The organism is Arthrobacter ramosus, assembly GCF_039535095.1.
In the GTDB taxonomy this organism is placed as follows: Bacteria; Actinomycetota; Actinomycetes; order Actinomycetales; family Micrococcaceae; genus Arthrobacter; species Arthrobacter ramosus.
On record NZ_BAAAWN010000001.1, the window covers coordinates 1,281,818 to 1,296,653 of the forward strand.

General features: G+C 60.1%; 13 protein-coding genes and 1 other RNA gene. 8 read left to right on the forward strand and 6 right to left on the reverse strand.

The annotated features are described in order from the left end of the window. Positions 1–63: 63 nt before the first annotated feature. The 6 genes from prfB to ssrA all read left to right on the forward strand — a co-directional run bounded on the left by prfB (position 64) and on the right by ssrA (position 5,513). Positions 64–1,179, forward strand: coding sequence for a peptide chain release factor 2 (gene prfB / locus ABD742_RS06085; protein ID WP_234748075.1), 1,116 nt, complete (start codon positions 64–66; stop codon positions 1,177–1,179). Positions 1,180–1,350: 171 nt separating this feature from the next. Further along, positions 1,351–2,115, forward strand: coding sequence for a cell division ATP-binding protein FtsE (ftsE, locus tag ABD742_RS06090; protein ID WP_059387583.1), 765 nt, complete (start codon positions 1,351–1,353; stop codon positions 2,113–2,115). Then, the gene (gene ftsX / locus ABD742_RS06095) at positions 2,112–3,026 is read left to right on the forward strand and encodes a permease-like cell division protein FtsX (protein ID WP_234748074.1); all 915 of its coding nucleotides are present in this window, start codon (positions 2,112–2,114) and stop codon (positions 3,024–3,026) included. Before ftsE ends, ftsX begins: the two co-directional genes overlap by 4 nt. Before the next feature lie 38 nt (positions 3,027–3,064). After that, positions 3,065–4,456 (forward strand): M23 family metallopeptidase, encoded by a 1,392-nt coding sequence (locus tag ABD742_RS06100; protein ID WP_234748073.1) that lies wholly within the window; start codon positions 3,065–3,067, stop codon positions 4,454–4,456. 64 nt (positions 4,457–4,520) lie between these two features. Beyond that, the gene (smpB, locus tag ABD742_RS06105; RefSeq protein WP_234748072.1) at positions 4,521–4,991 is read left to right on the forward strand and encodes an SsrA-binding protein SmpB; all 471 of its coding nucleotides are present in this window, start codon (positions 4,521–4,523) and stop codon (positions 4,989–4,991) included. Between the two features lie 153 nt (positions 4,992–5,144). After that, positions 5,145–5,513, forward strand: a transfer-messenger RNA (tmRNA) gene (ssrA, locus tag ABD742_RS06110). 204 nt (positions 5,514–5,717) lie between these two features. Here the strand turns inward: ssrA and ABD742_RS06115 are convergent. Together ABD742_RS06115 and ABD742_RS06120 are read right to left on the reverse strand one after the other, a co-directional pair. Further along, positions 5,718–7,478: a hypothetical protein gene (locus tag ABD742_RS06115; protein WP_344787418.1), complete on the reverse strand. Its 1,761-nt coding sequence runs from the start codon at positions 7,476–7,478 to the stop codon at positions 5,718–5,720. 5 nt (positions 7,479–7,483) lie between these two features. Continuing rightward, positions 7,484–8,026 carry a hypothetical protein gene (locus ABD742_RS06120; protein ID WP_234748070.1) on the reverse strand — a complete coding sequence of 181 codons (543 nt, stop codon included), beginning with the start codon at positions 8,024–8,026 and terminating at the stop codon, positions 7,484–7,486. Between the two features lie 605 nt (positions 8,027–8,631). On the opposite strand from ABD742_RS06120, the gene ABD742_RS06125 reads away from it, so the two are divergent. Continuing rightward, positions 8,632–8,883 (forward strand): helix-turn-helix domain-containing protein, encoded by a 252-nt coding sequence (locus ABD742_RS06125; RefSeq protein ID WP_344787420.1) that lies wholly within the window; start codon positions 8,632–8,634, stop codon positions 8,881–8,883. A 169-nt stretch (positions 8,884–9,052) separates the two neighbouring features. Further along, positions 9,053–9,454, forward strand: a complete 402-nt coding sequence (locus ABD742_RS06130) for a hypothetical protein (protein WP_234748068.1) — start codon at positions 9,053–9,055, stop codon at positions 9,452–9,454. A gap of 262 nt (positions 9,455–9,716) precedes the next feature. On the opposite strand, the gene ctlX is transcribed toward ABD742_RS06130, so the two are convergent. The 4 genes from ctlX to ABD742_RS06150 all read right to left on the reverse strand — a co-directional run bounded on the left by ctlX (position 9,717) and on the right by ABD742_RS06150 (position 14,604). Beyond that, positions 9,717–10,715: a citrulline utilization hydrolase CtlX gene (gene ctlX / locus ABD742_RS06135; RefSeq protein ID WP_234748067.1), complete on the reverse strand. Its 999-nt coding sequence runs from the start codon at positions 10,713–10,715 to the stop codon at positions 9,717–9,719. Between the two features lie 8 nt (positions 10,716–10,723). Further along, a complete protein-coding gene (locus ABD742_RS06140) occupies positions 10,724–11,755 on the reverse strand; it encodes an ornithine cyclodeaminase (RefSeq protein ID WP_268818704.1) in 1,032 nt (343 codons plus the stop codon). Between the two features lie 210 nt (positions 11,756–11,965). Continuing rightward, positions 11,966–13,135 (reverse strand): NAD(P)/FAD-dependent oxidoreductase, encoded by a 1,170-nt coding sequence (locus ABD742_RS06145; RefSeq protein ID WP_234748066.1) that lies wholly within the window; start codon positions 13,133–13,135, stop codon positions 11,966–11,968. Between the two features lie 122 nt (positions 13,136–13,257). Then, a complete protein-coding gene (locus tag ABD742_RS06150; RefSeq protein ID WP_234748064.1) occupies positions 13,258–14,604 on the reverse strand; it encodes an amidohydrolase family protein in 1,347 nt (448 codons plus the stop codon). Positions 14,605–14,836: the final 232 nt, after the last annotated feature.

Consider the following 14,836-nt stretch of genomic DNA (forward strand, 5'->3'; position numbering starts at 1 on the left):
AAGCGTCATACGTCCAGTGCCCGTGCCAAGGCCGCCCAATGGATGGCGTACTCTGGAACAACCATGGCTCAGATTGACTTTCCCGCAGAAATCCGCGCGCTTCGCTCCACCTACCGCTCCATCGAACAGGTTTCCGATGTCGAGAAGCTCAGAGAAGAGATCGCAGAACTGAGCGAGCGGGCCGGCGAACCGAACCTCTGGGACGATCCAGCTGCCGCACAGGTGATTACGTCCAAGTTGTCCCACCGGCAGTCGGAACTTGAACGGTTGAACAGGTTGACGGGCCGCATCGACGACCTTGAGGTTCTTGTCGAGCTCGGCCAGGACGAGGACGACGACGCCTCCATGGTCGAAGCCGCCACGGAACTCGACTCCATTCGCAAGGCCCTCAAGGAACTTGAAGTGGTAACCCTGCTCTCGGGCGAATACGACGAACGCGAAGCGGTCGTCACGATTCGTGCGGGCGCCGGCGGTGTTGATGCGGCGGACTTCGCCGAAATGCTCATGCGCATGTACCTTCGCTGGGCCGAACGCCACGGCTACCCGACTACCGTGATGGACACCTCGTACGCCGAAGAGGCCGGCCTCAAATCAGCCACTTTCGAGGTCAAAGCGCCGTACGCGTTCGGTACCCTCAGTGTCGAAGCCGGGACGCACCGACTTGTCCGCATCAGCCCCTTCGACAACCAGGGCCGCCGGCAAACGTCCTTTGCCGCGGTCGAAGTCATCCCGCTCATCGAGCAGACAGACTCGATCGACATTCCGGACAATGAGATCCGCGTCGATGTTTTCCGCTCTTCCGGCCCTGGAGGGCAGTCCGTCAACACAACGGACTCCGCAGTACGTTTGACCCATATCCCCTCAGGGATTGTCGTCTCCATGCAGAATGAGAAGTCCCAGCTGCAGAACCGCGCAGCCGCGATGCGCGTGCTCCAATCGAGGCTCCTCCTCCTGAAAAAGGAGCAGGAAGACGCTGAGAAGAAGGCATTCGCAGGTGACGTGAAGGCATCATGGGGGGACCAGATGCGTTCGTATGTGCTCAATCCGTACCAAATGGTCAAGGACTTGCGGACTGAACACGAAGTGGGCAACACGTCGGCGGTGTTCGACGGCGACATCGACGACTTCATCGACGCCGGCATTCGCTGGCGCACGGGCAACCGTAACGCCGAAGGATAACGGCGACCGCGTTGATTGCCTGATTGGGCGACACACCGCTCCAAGCCCGCGATTCCATCGCGGAGCGTGCGTATAGTCGAAGAGCCGGCGCTCAACTTCCCCCAATGAAAGCCCGTGCGCTGGCGGTTGGACTGGTCGAACGTGGCATGTCCGGCGGGGTTCTGAAGAGTCATGATCCGATTTGAGAATGTCACCAAGGTCTACGACCCCAATGCCCGTCCGGCGCTGGATGCTGTCAACCTTGAGATTGACCGTGGAGAATTCACCTTCCTCGTCGGGGCCTCGGGCTCCGGCAAGTCGACGTTTCTTCGGCTCATTCTGAAGGAAGACCGGGCAACATCCGGTTCGGTCTACGTCGCAGGCCAGAACGTAGCCAACATTTCAAGCTGGCGGGTCCCCAAGCTGCGCCGCGGAATCGGCGTCGTTTTCCAGGACTTCCGCTTGTTGCCGCAGAAGAATGTCTTCGCCAACGTGGCCTTCGCCATGCAGGTAATCGGCAAGAGCCGCAGCATCATCCGCGAGACAGTTCCGGAAGTACTGAAGACTGTTGGGCTTGAAGGCAAGGAACGCCGCATGCCCCACGAGCTGTCCGGTGGTGAGCAGCAGCGCGTGGCCATCGCCCGCGCCGTCGTCAACCGCCCCGGCATCCTGCTGGCGGACGAACCCACCGGAAACCTGGACCCCATCACCTCGATGGGCATCATGGGTGTGCTCGACAAGATCAACCAGAACGGCACCACTGTGGTCATGGCAACGCACGACGACGACATTGTGAACGAGATGCGCAAACGCGTGGTGGAGCTCCGGAACGGAGTCGTGGTCCGTGATGAGGCGAGGGCCCTCTACACCTCGATGATTCCGGTGGTGGGAGAGTCCCGGCGGATGAAGGACGCGAGCGATGCGGAAATCGACCGCGCACAGGGGGTCCAGCAGTGAGGCTCGCTTTTATCCTGGGCGAGATCGGCAGCGGCCTGCGCCGGAACCTGTCCATGGTGATTTCCGTCGTCCTGGTGACCTTTGTCTCCCTCACCTTTGTTGGCGCCGCCGGCATGCTGCAGATGCAGATCAACCAGATGAAGGGTTACTGGTACGACAAAGTCCAGGTCGCCATCTTCCTCTGCAACGATTCCTCGACGTCGACGGGATGTGCTTCGGGCGCGGTCACCAAAGAGCAGCAGGCCAACCTGGCCAAAATGCTCGATTCGCCGGCAGTCAAGCAGTACATCACCGATTACCAATTCGAATCACAGGCCGATGCGTTCAAGCACTTCAAGGAACAGTTCTCCAACTCTCCGATCGTTGATTCGGTAACCCAGGACCAGCTTCCTTCGTCTTTCCGAATCAACATGAAGGACCCCCAGAAGTACCAGATCATCAGCGAGACATTCTCGTCCCAGGCCGGGGTGGAGACCGTAAGCGATCAACGCCAGGTCCTTGAACGGATCTTTGAGTGGATGAACGGCGCCTCTGTGGCGGCAATGGTGGTCGCGGGAGTCATGATCTTCTGTGCAGTCCTGCTCATCACCACAACCATCAGGTTGTCCGCGTTCAGCAGGCGGCGGGAGACAGGCATCATGCGTCTCGTTGGAGCGTCGAAGACCGTCATCCAACTGCCGTTCATCCTCGAAGGCGTCATCGCCGCCGTGGTGGGTGCTGTACTGGCGTCCGGCACGCTCTGGTTGGTGGCCCAGTTCTGGCTTAATGGTGACTTGTCGAAGCAGTTCCTGAACACTCCGTTTATTTCCTCGGCCCAGGTACTCGTGATTGCTCCGGTCCTGATAGCGTTGGGCGGCGGCCTGGCCGGGATATCTTCACTCCTGACCCTCCGTCGATATCTCAAGGTCTAGCCATGAAGAGCACTGATCCCGGGCGAACAGGACAGCCGATGACACGGAAGTACCAGGCTGCGCTGCAGCTGCGCAAAGTTAGTGGCCGTGCGAAGTTTGCCGGCTCCGTGCTGGCCATTGCACTCGCGGCGAGCCTTGGCACCGCGCCCGTGGCACACGCTGACAACCTCGATGACCAGCAGGCCGCCCTCAACGCCGAATCGGCGCGCGTGCAGCAGTCGTTGGAATTCGTTGACGCCAACATCGCCAAGGCGGCCGGCGACCTGGTGGTCTACCAAGGACAGCTTCCCGGAGCGCAACAAGCACTACTCGAAGCCCAGGGCAAGGTTGCCACAGCGGTGAAGGAAGCTGATGCCCTGGCGGCCCGCGTGGACCTTGCGCAGCAGAGTAAAGCCCAGATCACCCAGCAGTTGGAAAACGACAAGCAAAAGATCACCGACACCAAGAAGCTCATCGGCCAGATCGCGGCGCAGGCATATAAATCCGGTGGCGTTCCCACGAACGTTGCTTTGCTGTTCGGGGCGAACGACGGCGGCAACCTCACGGAAACCATGGACCTCGCCAACCAGGCGATGCGCAGCCAGAACGCCACGATGACGAAGTTGACGCAGCAGAGCGCCACGAACGTGAACTCCCAAGCCCGGCTCACCGCCGTCGAACAGGAAATCCGCGATCTCAAGGCGAAAGCGGACGCGGCACTTGAGCGTGAGAAGGCAGCCCGCGATGATGCCGCTGCCAAGAAGGCGGAGGTCGACAAGCTCATCTCCGACACCACCCGTCTCAACAGCCAGCTTCAAGCAGCCAAGCCCGGGATCCAAGCCCAGCTCCAACAAGTGAAGGCGAATCAGGACGCGGTCGCTGCGGAAATCTCGGAGCGCGACCGCAAACTGCGCGAAGCATGGTTGGCCGAACAGCAACGACTCGCCGCAGCCGCTGCGGCAGCCGCCCAGGCGCAAAACCAGGCAGCCCCGCAACCTTTTGTCCCACCAGCGAGCAACCCGCGCTCCAACTTCGGCCTGATCCACCCGGTACCTGCGAACATTCCGATCACGTCGGGCTTCGGTTGGCGTGCGACGCCGCCTGGAACCATCGATTTCTACGGCCAGGGCGGCTACATGCACACGGGCATCGACTTCGGTGCCCCCTGTGGAACGCCCGTATACGCAGCCGCTGCCGGCACAGTATTTTCAGCGGGCTGGGGCAACGATGGCGGTGGCAACCGTGTCAAGATATCGCACGGAGTCATCAACGGTGATTCCCTGACCACGGTTTACTACCACAACACCAGCGTGGTGGTTTCTTCCGGACAGCAGGTGAGTCAAGGTCAGCTCATTGCATATTCAGGTACCACGGGTAACTCCACGGGTTGCCACGTGCATTTTGAAACCTGGGTGAATGGGCAGGCTGTTGACCCGATGAACCTTTTGTAGCCCACACGACAGGGTTCTGCTGGCGTAGACTAGTGTGATTCTTCGACAACCAAGGAGTTCTACCGTGCCCAAGGAAAGTGGCCGTAAGGTAGTGGCCACCAATCGCAAGGCTCGGCACGACTACCACATATTGGATACCTATGAGGCCGGCATTGCGCTCATGGGAACCGAAGTAAAGTCCCTGCGTGAAGGCCATGCATCGATGGTCGATGGTTTCTGTACTTTCTACAATGACGAGTTGTGGATGGAGGGGATCCACATCCCTGAATACAACCAGGGGAGCTGGACCAACCACGCTGCGCGCCGCCGTCGGAAGCTCTTGCTTCATCGCGAGGAACTCAACAAAATCTCCGGCAAGATGCGCGAGACCGGGCTGACCGTAGTCCCGCTGCAGCTGTACTTCCTGGACGGACGCGCCAAGGTCGAGATTGCTTTGGCTCGAGGCAAGAAGGACTACGACAAGCGGCAGACCTTGCGCGAGCAACAGGACAAGCGTGAATCGCTGCGTGAACTGCGTGAGCGCAACCGCCGCTGACTTCCGCGGAAGGGGCCGCCAGGTGGGTCGCCAGCCAAAGCGTGTCCCGGAATGTTCGGGTGCCGCGATGCGTTATGATGATTAACCCGGCAGGTTTTTTTGGGTGATCGCTTTCGAGGGATCGTCGTGCCGCGGGGATTGATAACAAAATACGGGGATGATCGGTTTCGACGATGTTAGTCGCGACAGGTGAAGCGGGCCGAGGATGCAGAATTATCTCGTAAACGCTGTCTGCAAACCAATAAGTGCCAATTCTAAGCGCACTGACTTCGCTCTTGCTGCCTAAGCAGTAAGACAGTCCGTCAGCCCGAGGTTGCTATTGCCCCGGATCCTGGCGTCATTTAGATAGCCACTGCTGCTTGCCTTCGTCATCGAGGCAAACGGGACTCTTAGATGACTGGGCCCGGATCAGCTACTTGTTCGCAGGATAGCTGGGGCCGAGAAAATCCGACGCGAACTGCGCCCGGAGAAGCCCTGACAACACGACATCGGACGGGGGTTCAATTCCCCCCATCTCCACTTTGGGTAGTTCACCCTTTTCCCCACCCCGGGATCACCAAACTCCTCGCCAACTACGGTTGGCGGGGAGTTTTGTGTTTCTGGAGGGTTGGGCTACGCCCTCCTAGAGCCTGTCCGTGGCCTTTTCAGCGAACGGCGTCGCGTTGCCGGCAGTCTTGCAGCAGTAGGACTGGTCCTCGAGGCAAGGAGGAGTCCTTCGTGGCGGAATTACTCGTTGTTCTTAGGTCCGGGATCTGCCTCTGCAGACTGTTGTATGAGGTCTTTGAGTTTCGCTCGACGGGCTGCTCTGGTTTTCGGCGGTTTTTTCCCGAACTCCCACGGTTCTTCCTTTTGGGGATCGGCCCAGGGGTCTTGCTCGTTTCGATTGAAGTGCCAGTCGCGGAGAATGAGTATGTTGGTGGCCGTGAGACCGAAGGCCAACAGGATTGTGTTTTTGGTGAGTTCGAAGACATGGGTGTAACCGCGCTTGAAGCCCGCGCGGTGGTGTTTGATCTCTGCGTTGACGGATTCAATTGCCGTGCGCCTGGCGTAGCTCTTGGCCCAGGCGGTGGTTCCAAAGAGGGGCCATTGCCGTTCCCGTGCTTGATTCTCGGGGCCCAGGGTCAGGGTTTTGGAGCAGGCGCAGCCGGGCGCGCAGGAGGTCAGCGGGAGAGCGTGCGGTCCACGCTGTGATTTCTTGTTGTTCTTGCATCTGAGGGTACCGCTCAGCGCGGGTCCCTTGAAGCGTTGGGTTCCGGTTATCGGGTCTATCTTGCTGCTTGGACGGAAGGCGTACGCCAGCCGTCTGTCGTGGAGCGCCTGGTTGGCTTTCCGCTGGGGCTCAGGCGTGTGAAAGTCGACACCCGGCAGTTCCCGCTGGATTTTCGGGAGGGCGTCAACGAACAAGCCTCCGTCTATTGACACGGTCCTCGTAAAGGCCGAGGGGTGTTGGCCGCGTTGTTGTTCGGTCAGGTCCAGCACTTGCGCTATCCCTCTCTGGATAAGGGGCAACTGCCAGTATTTTGCGAGGTGCAGTGAGTAGCCGCGATCGGCGAGGAGCACCTTAATCGGCGGACGTGAGGGGTCTGATTTGCTTCTCGCCTCGATGAACGAGTCGATGGCCTTCAGTCCGGCTTCGGTTGTTGTGTCGCTTCCGGCTCGTGCTATTGCGCTGCTTCGGATCAGATGCGGTATGACGGTTTTATCTTTCGATACGTTTGTGAGTAGATGGATGTCGTATCCCCAAAAGGTTCGACCCGGTTGGTTGTCCGAGGCCGTGCGGTATCCTTCGCGTGCATCTGGGTCTTTTGTGTAGCGTGTTTTGTTTCCGGGTTGCAGGCCTCGCGGGAAGCCCCTAGGACGTTGGCTTTCGTGCACGCTGTCCTCTTCGTCGGGATTCTTCGTGCCGGGATTTTGATCTTCGGTTTCCAGTCTCTCTGTGAACCGAAGCTTCGCCCAGGATTCATAGGCAGTGCTGTCGATAGCGAGGTGGGTCGTGTCGGGAGGGTGGGGGTTGCATGAAGCGTCCAGAAGTTGGTTGAGGAATGTGTGCGCATTCAGGTCCGGGTGTGGGCAGTTCGTGGGACAGGGTAGGACTTCGCCCGTTTCTTTGTCGATGGTCGGGTGGGTGTGGGCGCAGTGCTGCACGTCGTCGAACAGGCGGACAATGCGGGTGAAGTCTGAGTGAACCTTTCTGTATGTGGATTCTTTTTTCAGTCCTAGCTCCCATTTCATGCTTGGACTCATCTGGAGAACCTCGTTACTCACTTTGGTGAGGTGCATGTCGTCTTTCGGGTGAAGGAGCGCGTAGTAAAGGGTTCCGACGAGAAATGCTTCCACAGGTAATTCAGCAGGTCGGCCCGGCCTGTTTTCTTCGAGTGCGTGTCTGAGCATGGCGAGGAGCGGAAGCCGATGAACGACTGCCATAGCGCGAAGGAACGCCTGTCTTGGTGATAGGGCTGGGGAACCGTGGAAGTTGCTGACGTCCATGACGGTCACGTGGGGTACTGGGCCACGGACCGATACCACAGGACCGGGGCCCTCTCCGGGATGTAGGGGATGAGGTCGGTTAAGGATTTGGTGGTGAGGATGCCCGCCATGGCTGTGAATTCGGAGAGGCTTACCGGAATGGCGAGCATGTGCTGCATCCATGTGGTGCGCAGCCTCGTCGTAACCGGATTTCCGATGCGCCCGGGGTATTCGACTTTGGAGAGGAGGTGGTTGAATCGGTCATTCGAGCCGTTGCCAGTAGCGCCGATCAGCGGCTCGCCAGGGTGCTGGGCCGCGATCTCCTGAAGGGGGAGGAAGTACCGTTCGCTTATTGGTATTTGGCGTGGCCGTTCGCCAGCCAGGACAAGGACATTAGTGCTTGCGACGGTTCGGAAGCTAGACGAAGTGACGTTCAGATACTCGTCGGCGAAAAGGCCGGCCCCGAGCCCGAGACACAGATGCGCAGTGGACGTTCGTCGCCGATTCGAAGTGCGCTGCTGGTCTGCGATCCGGAAGAACTCGCTGATCTGGTGTTCGGTGTATGGCACCGCGAGCTTCTTGATTGGGAATTTCCTTGGCGGGGGCGACCAGGGGGCCTGCTTAGTCACATTTGATCCGATCCGGCTTAAGAATCCCCTCCGGGTTGCCCGGGAATGCGGGGCAAGATGATCGGTTCCGACCTCGATATAGTGTTCGACCTGAAGCGGTGTGAACATCTCCTCAGCGTCCAACGGGAGGCCTTCAAGAAACTGAAAGGCCACGAAATACGCGGTGTGGCTCATATCATTCATAACCGAGGCGGGTGCCTGCGATCCGCCCGTCAATACGGTGTGTTGGACGAACGACCGGATTTCCGGCCAGACGCGCGCTGGTGCAGACCCTGCTTGGGGCCGGTAAGACTCCACCACCTCTGCGCCAGTCCATCTCAACTTGCCGCCGACCATCACCGGCTTCATGCCAAAAATTATACGCCTAGATACTATTTGATGTCATTTGACGCAATCCAGCCCTGTGTGTAGCGTTTGACTACTTAGAGTGTGCTGAGTATTGTTTTGACACAAACGACGTTTCCGTCCGACGGTCTCGCTGATGCGGCGCGGCCGCCCCCGTGTCGGATGACCCGGAGCCGTCAGCGGAGAGCTAGCTTGGCAAAATGGACCACATGACACCCTCGCAGCCCCGCTTCATGAAACTCCATGATGTAGCTGAGGAGCTGAACATCAGCCAAGCACAGGCCTATGGGTTGGTCCGGAGCGGGAAACTCCCCGCCATTCAAGTCGGCGGCCGCAACCAGTGGAGGGTTGAACGTGTGAAGTTTGAGGAGTTCATCGCGCGTATGTATGAACTTACCGGCGATCACGTGAGCGAGCTCGCTGAACATAGGGAACCTCCCCTGGCCGAGTAGAGTCCAGGCAGTTTCCGGGGAGCTCCTCGTGGCGGACGAACCTTAAATGCACCATTGCTAGACAACGGCAAAGCGCTGTTGCGGTGGTGCGCGTCCTGACTGGACGCGCCGGGAGCATCGGTGCCAATGCAAGATCGTAGCCAGCCCAGCTATCGTGGTGGTTATGGCCATGGCTGACGAACACCGGCTCAGTTCACGCAAGACGGCTGCGATCATGAGGCGGGAACTCGCTGGCGGTGACCCGGACTTCGCCTTCCGGGTCATGACCTCGGCATTGGCTGACTTCCGTCACACGCATCCGGCAAACCGTCCGGATTTTCTGGTGCCCCCCGAGTCCACCGGGTCGAAGCGGTGGGACACTCTGCTTGCAGCGGTCGTTGGGCGCGAGTGCGACCGTCTCGGAATTCCCCGGCCTCCCTGGACGAAGCCGGAACCTCTGGCAGAGGAATGGGTCGTCACGACCCTGGCGGCACCGTCCGAGCAATGGATCGCCAGAATCAGAGCCGGGACGCCGGAGGAGTTCTCGCGCCTGGGCCTGTGGGTCCATGCTCGCGACCTGGAAACCTTGTAACCAGCCCACCGGCCCTTCCGCGAGAGGACGGCGGAGCGCATCGCCTCCGGCGCCTTCAACTGGGAGGACCCGGGTTCCGTCAGCCGAATCTAGCCGTGGTCGAAACCGGGTCCGACCAGGCTGCCGATTGGTATATGTGGGCACGTTCGTCCACGGAGTTGGGTCAGATAACTCGCCATATCGCTGATCTGAATCCGTGAGGAGTGTTCGACCAACCAGCGGCGTTCCGGAACCAAGGAAGTGGGACACTCTCCGACGGGCACTAACTGGTCATGATGGGTCCCGCAACCTGCTTAGCCATCGATGTCTCACGGGATCGACTCGCTGGGCGTTCACTTGGAGCTCGTCGGGGACTCAAGTGGATCCCGGCGATCATGCACCTAACTGAACCCCCCGCCAGTTCAATGGTTGGAACATCGATCGGGAGGAGACGGCAGCTGCGCAAGATGACTTCCTTCTGTGCGGTCGTCAAGCTATTGAGGGCACGGCGAGATAGAGCCAGGATCCGGCCCTCGGGCCCCTGCAATTCGATGGCGTTTCCTGCAAATTCCGAGACTTGGCGAAGGCTCAGTCCGATGACCGCCCGCCCGCCGCTACTGAGACGTTGGGCGACTTCAGTGCGGCGAGCTTTCGATCGAATCATGTCCAACCCGACCATGGCGAACTCGGTCGCTACACACATCATGACATTGGTGTGGTAGACGGCAACTCCGGCCCCATCTGCGGCGTCGAAGGTCATGGGCTCATAGCCAAAGTTCGTGCAGAACCGCTCCAAAGCAACCGGGTCGGCCCGGTTGGACCTGGCCGTGTATGCGACCCGGTCCGTATGGTCCAGGACCATGGCTCCGGTGCCTTCAAGGAAGACATCATCCATTTCCAAACCTGAGTAATCAATGACGTCCTGGACCCGGTAGTGGGTCTTGAGGAAGTCGAGGATATCGGTTCGGCGCTCGGTCCGTCGGTTCGGCGTGTACATCGGAAACACGCCGATGTGCCCACCGGTATGAGTTGACAGCCAGTTGTTGGGAAACACGCTGTCGGGTCGGGTGTGATCGAGATCTTCGAACAGGTGCACCCTAATGCCTGCAAGCTCTAGCGCCTGGGCAACGGCAGTCACCTCGTCGTAAGCAGCTGCTGCGATCCTGTCCGGATCCCGAACTGCCGCGCTGGCTTGGAAAGCATTGTCCGCTGCTGTCTCCGGGTTCGGTGCGAAACGATGCGGCCGGATGAGTACGACTGCAGAGGGGGCCTGGACGGACATGGTGAGACTCAGGATCCGAGCGGGGAGAGTGCGCCGACGAGGCCGAAGAGGTCTTTCGGGTCATCCGGGTTCGCGACCAGGTCGATGGTTTCGAAGTATTCCGATCCTTCGATGGAGTCACGTACGTAGCGCAGTGCGGAGAAGTCTTCGATGGCGAAGCCGACGGAGTCAAAGATGGTGATCTGCCCGGCAGATGTCCGGCCCGGTGCCGTGTTGTTCAGGACCTGCCAGAACTCGGTGACGGGGAAGTCGGCTGGCATTTGCTGGATCTCGCCTTCGATGCGGGTTTGGGGTGCAAATTCAACGAAGACGTCTCCCATTCTGAGGATTTCGGCGTCGAGTTCTGTCTTCCCGGGGCAGTCTCCGCCGATGGCGTTGATGTGGACGCCGGGCGTGATCATGTCTGCCGTCAGGACGGTCGCGTTCGTCTTGTCAGCCGTGCAGGTAGTGATGACATCCGCGCCCTCCACGACATCGGCCGCGGAGGATGCGACTGTGATGTCGAAGCCGAGGGGCGCCATGTTGCGGAGGAACTTATCGATCGCTGCGCGGTCCGTGTCCCAAACCCTGAGTGTGTCGATGCCAAGCGCGGCCCTGAACGCAAGTGCTTGGAATTCGGACTGGCTGCCCGTTCCGATCATGCCCATGACCCGGGAATCGGGTTGTGCCAGCTTCTTCGCAACCATGGCGGAGGTCGCAGCGGTCCTCAGTGCCGTCAGCACGGTCATCTCGGTGAGGAAAGTGGGGTATCCGTTGTGGACGTCCGCCAGGACACCGAAGGCCGTAACGGTCTGGTATCCCCGGGCGGGGTTAGAGGGGTGCCCGTTGACGTACTTGAAGCCATAGGTTTCATGGTCGCTGGTGGGCATGAGCTCGATGACGCCGAAGGGAGTGTGACTGGCCACCCTGGGTGTTTTGTCAAAGGATGGCCAGCGTCGGAAATCATCCTCGAGATAGTCAATCAGATCGGCCATGATCCGTTCAGGGCCGCGGGCGGCAGTCCATCGGATCATGTTGCGGACATCAACGAAGCGCGTCATGGCGTCTCCTTTTTTCGGTGGTCATGAAGGGCGGTCAAGGGACAGGTTCCTTTGAGAAATTCGGGACGAGGCCGGTCAGTCAGAGGGAGCAGGACCAGCTCTCTTTTGGGCCAGACCTCGGTGTCATCCGATTAGACCGAAATGGGGAACTGTTGCCGTGTGTCCGGCCCACCCGGGGCCGGCCACACGGCAACGGTTATCCGTCTGTTGCTAGTGGGCAACGATGCGCTCTGCCTCAAGCGCATGCGGGTCAAAGGTCGGAGTCTGGTTTGTGTCGGAACCGATGACGCGGGAAGGACGGAAGTCTTCGAGGAGCTTCGGGGCCTTGCCGCCGGTAATTTCCTCGGCCGCTAGACGTCCGGTTACAGCCCCCAGTGTCACACCGCTGTGCATCGTGGTGACGTACAGGCCCGGCTTTCCATCCCAGAAACCGACAACAGGCAGTCCGTCGAAGGGGTAGGGGCGGTGGGCGATCTGGACTCGTTCTGCCTTGAGCGCGGCGGGATCGACGTCGAGGATGCCGGCTCCGGCCTGTTCGAACAATGTGCGGATGGCTGAATCAGGGACTGTCCACGTGTCGAGGTCGATCTGATCATCAATAGCGGACGATCGCACCAGGATGCGGCCGCTGGTGTCCGGACGGACGCTCAGGCCGGGCAGGTGAAGGATGGTAGTTAGCTTTGACGCGCCGGGCGATGTCGTCACCGTAACACCCGGCTCGCCTTCGGTGCTTACATCGATACCCTGGGAGTCCAGGATCCCGCCGATGCCGGCGCCTGCTGCAACAACGACGACGTCGCTTTCAAGCCTCTCCCCGCCCTCGAGGACGACGCCCTTGACGGTGTCACCGTCGGCCAAAAGTTCCGCGACCTTGGTCGAATGGCGCACTGTTGCACCGTACGCGGTCGCTGCCGTGAGGAGGTCGTGGATGAGCAACGGGACGGTGATCTGGCCTTCGCTTGGGAAGAAGGCAGCGACCTTGTATTCATTACGGATTCGGATGACCGGATCGATGCGCTGGAGTTCGCCGGGTGAGAGAGGGATGGCCGCGTAGCCATAAGACTCGAGGCGGGCGACTCGCTGCAGGAGCTCTTGCGCGTCCGCGTCTGTACCGGCGACATCGAGGTTGCCGTTGATGTCAAGCCATGAAGAGCTTCGCAGCTCCCGGGCGACGACGTTCCATTCGGCCATCGAGATGACGTTCAGATCGTGGTAGCTCCGTTCTTCCTTTGTGTTGGAGTTCAGCCAAGCGAAGCTGGCCGCGCTGGCAGCTTCTCCCGGAATTCCTTTGTCGATGATTGTGACGTCGACACCGCGTTTTGCGAGTTGGTACGTGACGGACGCGCCCAGCACGCCTGCGCCGATGACGATTGCTTTCATTGCGGATTCTCCTGTTCGATTCGCCTTCACCGTTTTTGGGCACGGCGTGGTTTGGAATTGTGTGACCCCGAGCGGAGCGCGGGAGTTCAGTGGTACCTGGGTCTTCGCCCAGCTGAGGTTTCTTAGACGTTGAGAGGGGGGACTTCTGCCTTGGAGTAGGCGACGTCGCCGTCGATCATGACCAAGGCGATATCGGCGAGGCTCCGCCGGGAGGAAACGACGAGGTCGGCTGCGAAACCGGCCTTCAGGAACCCGCGATCCGCGCCGATGCGGGGCAACGCTTTTGCCACGTTTCCCGTAGCAAAGGACACTGCCTTTTCCACCGGTGCAAGCCCGACCTGGACGATCCCGGCGACCAATTCCCAGATTCCATCCCAGTGCCCTGCAGCGTAGTCTGTGGCAATGATGTCAACGAGATCCTCCTGAATCATGGCGATCATGTGATCCGGTGTGGTCTGCAGCTCACGGCGGCCCCAGGCGTCGAAGGTGTCGATTTCCACGTGTCCGCCGTGTTCCCGGATAAGCCGGGCGTTGGCAAGGGACTCCTCGACGGAGTAGGTGTCGTGGTTCGTGTGACCCCCAATGAAGAGCGGGCCAGCTATTTTGGCGGCCTCACGGGCAGCTTCGTCCGAGGCGGCGGCGTTGTGAACGAGAGTAGGCAGCCCCAGCTCGACGGCGAGCTGAGCCGAGCGGACCAGCCCGTCGAGTGAAACCTGCATGGACGGGAGGACCGAGCCTTCGATGAGCGAGATTGTCTCGTCTTCGGAAAGCTTCTGGAGCCCGTATTCCCCGAGCAGCTCTGCGACGCGCTCACGGTCAGGGTTTCCAGGCCGGATGTGACGGCCGAGCACTGCGTACTTTAACTCCATGGCTTGAGCCGGGCTGATCCGCACCCCGATGGCCTTCTCCACCGCCGCAGGAATGTACAGGTAGTCCTGGCCACCGCCGCCAAGGGTCATGCCGGCGCCCACCTCGCCGATGACGACGGCACCGCGATCGCGCATCGTGCCGGCTGTCATGGCCCGGTGTGCTGCAGTCAGACCGGAACCGTCGGCAGCATCGGCCGCTTCGAACATCGGATCGAAATGAACTGTGGAGGACTCGACCTTCACCGGCTGGGCTGAACGGACTTCTGCTGTCTCCTCCGGAAGTTTGAACCCGTCGAGGTCGACAACAGTCGTATGCCCTTGGACCAAGTGGCGCCGGAGGTTGCCAAGGGCCTCGCTTAGCGGAACGCCTGGGGTTCCGCTGGCGAAGCGGGGCCCGGGCGCGGCAGCATGCGCGTGGGCGTTGATCGCACCGGGGACGACGGTGCGTCCGTCGAGATCTAGAACAGTGTCTCTTGGCCCGCCGCTCAGGTCCTCGGGCGTTACCGCAGCAATTACACTCCCTTCGATAGCTATCGACCCGGCAAATGGCCGTGTCCGCCCATCCCCGTTGACGATTTGGCAGTTTCTGAGGACGAGCATGAGGTCTCTCTTTCAGTTTCGCGACGGCGAGCAGGTGATATCGACCAGTATGATGTAACTAATTACATTTCGCAAGATTCCGCTCTCTACGATGCTCTTAGAGGGCGTGTTTTAGCCCTAGATCTAGTCGAAATTGCACCTTGGTCGAGCAGCATGCATCGGCGGGACCGGATCGCTGTGGGGTGGCGCGCGGAAGGGGGCATGGGCGCCCTCTGGAGGTGATGGAGCGGGG

Bases quoted from the DNA above. Each gene is read 5' to 3' on its own strand.
- ABD742_RS06150 (WP_234748064.1), bottom strand. From the start codon at position 14,604: ATGCTCGTCCTCAGAAACTGCCAAATCGTCAACGGGGATGGGCGGACA.
- ftsE (WP_059387583.1), top strand. From the start codon at position 1,351: ATGATCCGATTTGAGAATGTCACCAAGGTCTACGACCCCAATGCCCGT.
- ABD742_RS06100 (WP_234748073.1), top strand. From the start codon at position 3,065: ATGACACGGAAGTACCAGGCTGCGCTGCAGCTGCGCAAAGTTAGTGGC.
- prfB (WP_234748075.1), top strand. From the start codon at position 64: ATGGCTCAGATTGACTTTCCCGCAGAAATCCGCGCGCTTCGCTCCACC.
- ABD742_RS06115 (WP_344787418.1), bottom strand. From the start codon at position 7,478: ATGGACGTCAGCAACTTCCACGGTTCCCCAGCCCTATCACCAAGACAG.
- ctlX (WP_234748067.1), bottom strand. From the start codon at position 10,715: ATGTCCGTCCAGGCCCCCTCTGCAGTCGTACTCATCCGGCCGCATCGT.
- ABD742_RS06140 (WP_268818704.1), bottom strand. From the start codon at position 11,755: ATGACGCGCTTCGTTGATGTCCGCAACATGATCCGATGGACTGCCGCC.
- ABD742_RS06125 (WP_344787420.1), top strand. From the start codon at position 8,632: ATGGACCACATGACACCCTCGCAGCCCCGCTTCATGAAACTCCATGAT.
- ABD742_RS06145 (WP_234748066.1), bottom strand. From the start codon at position 13,135: ATGAAAGCAATCGTCATCGGCGCAGGCGTGCTGGGCGCGTCCGTCACG.
- ABD742_RS06130 (WP_234748068.1), top strand. From the start codon at position 9,053: ATGGCTGACGAACACCGGCTCAGTTCACGCAAGACGGCTGCGATCATG.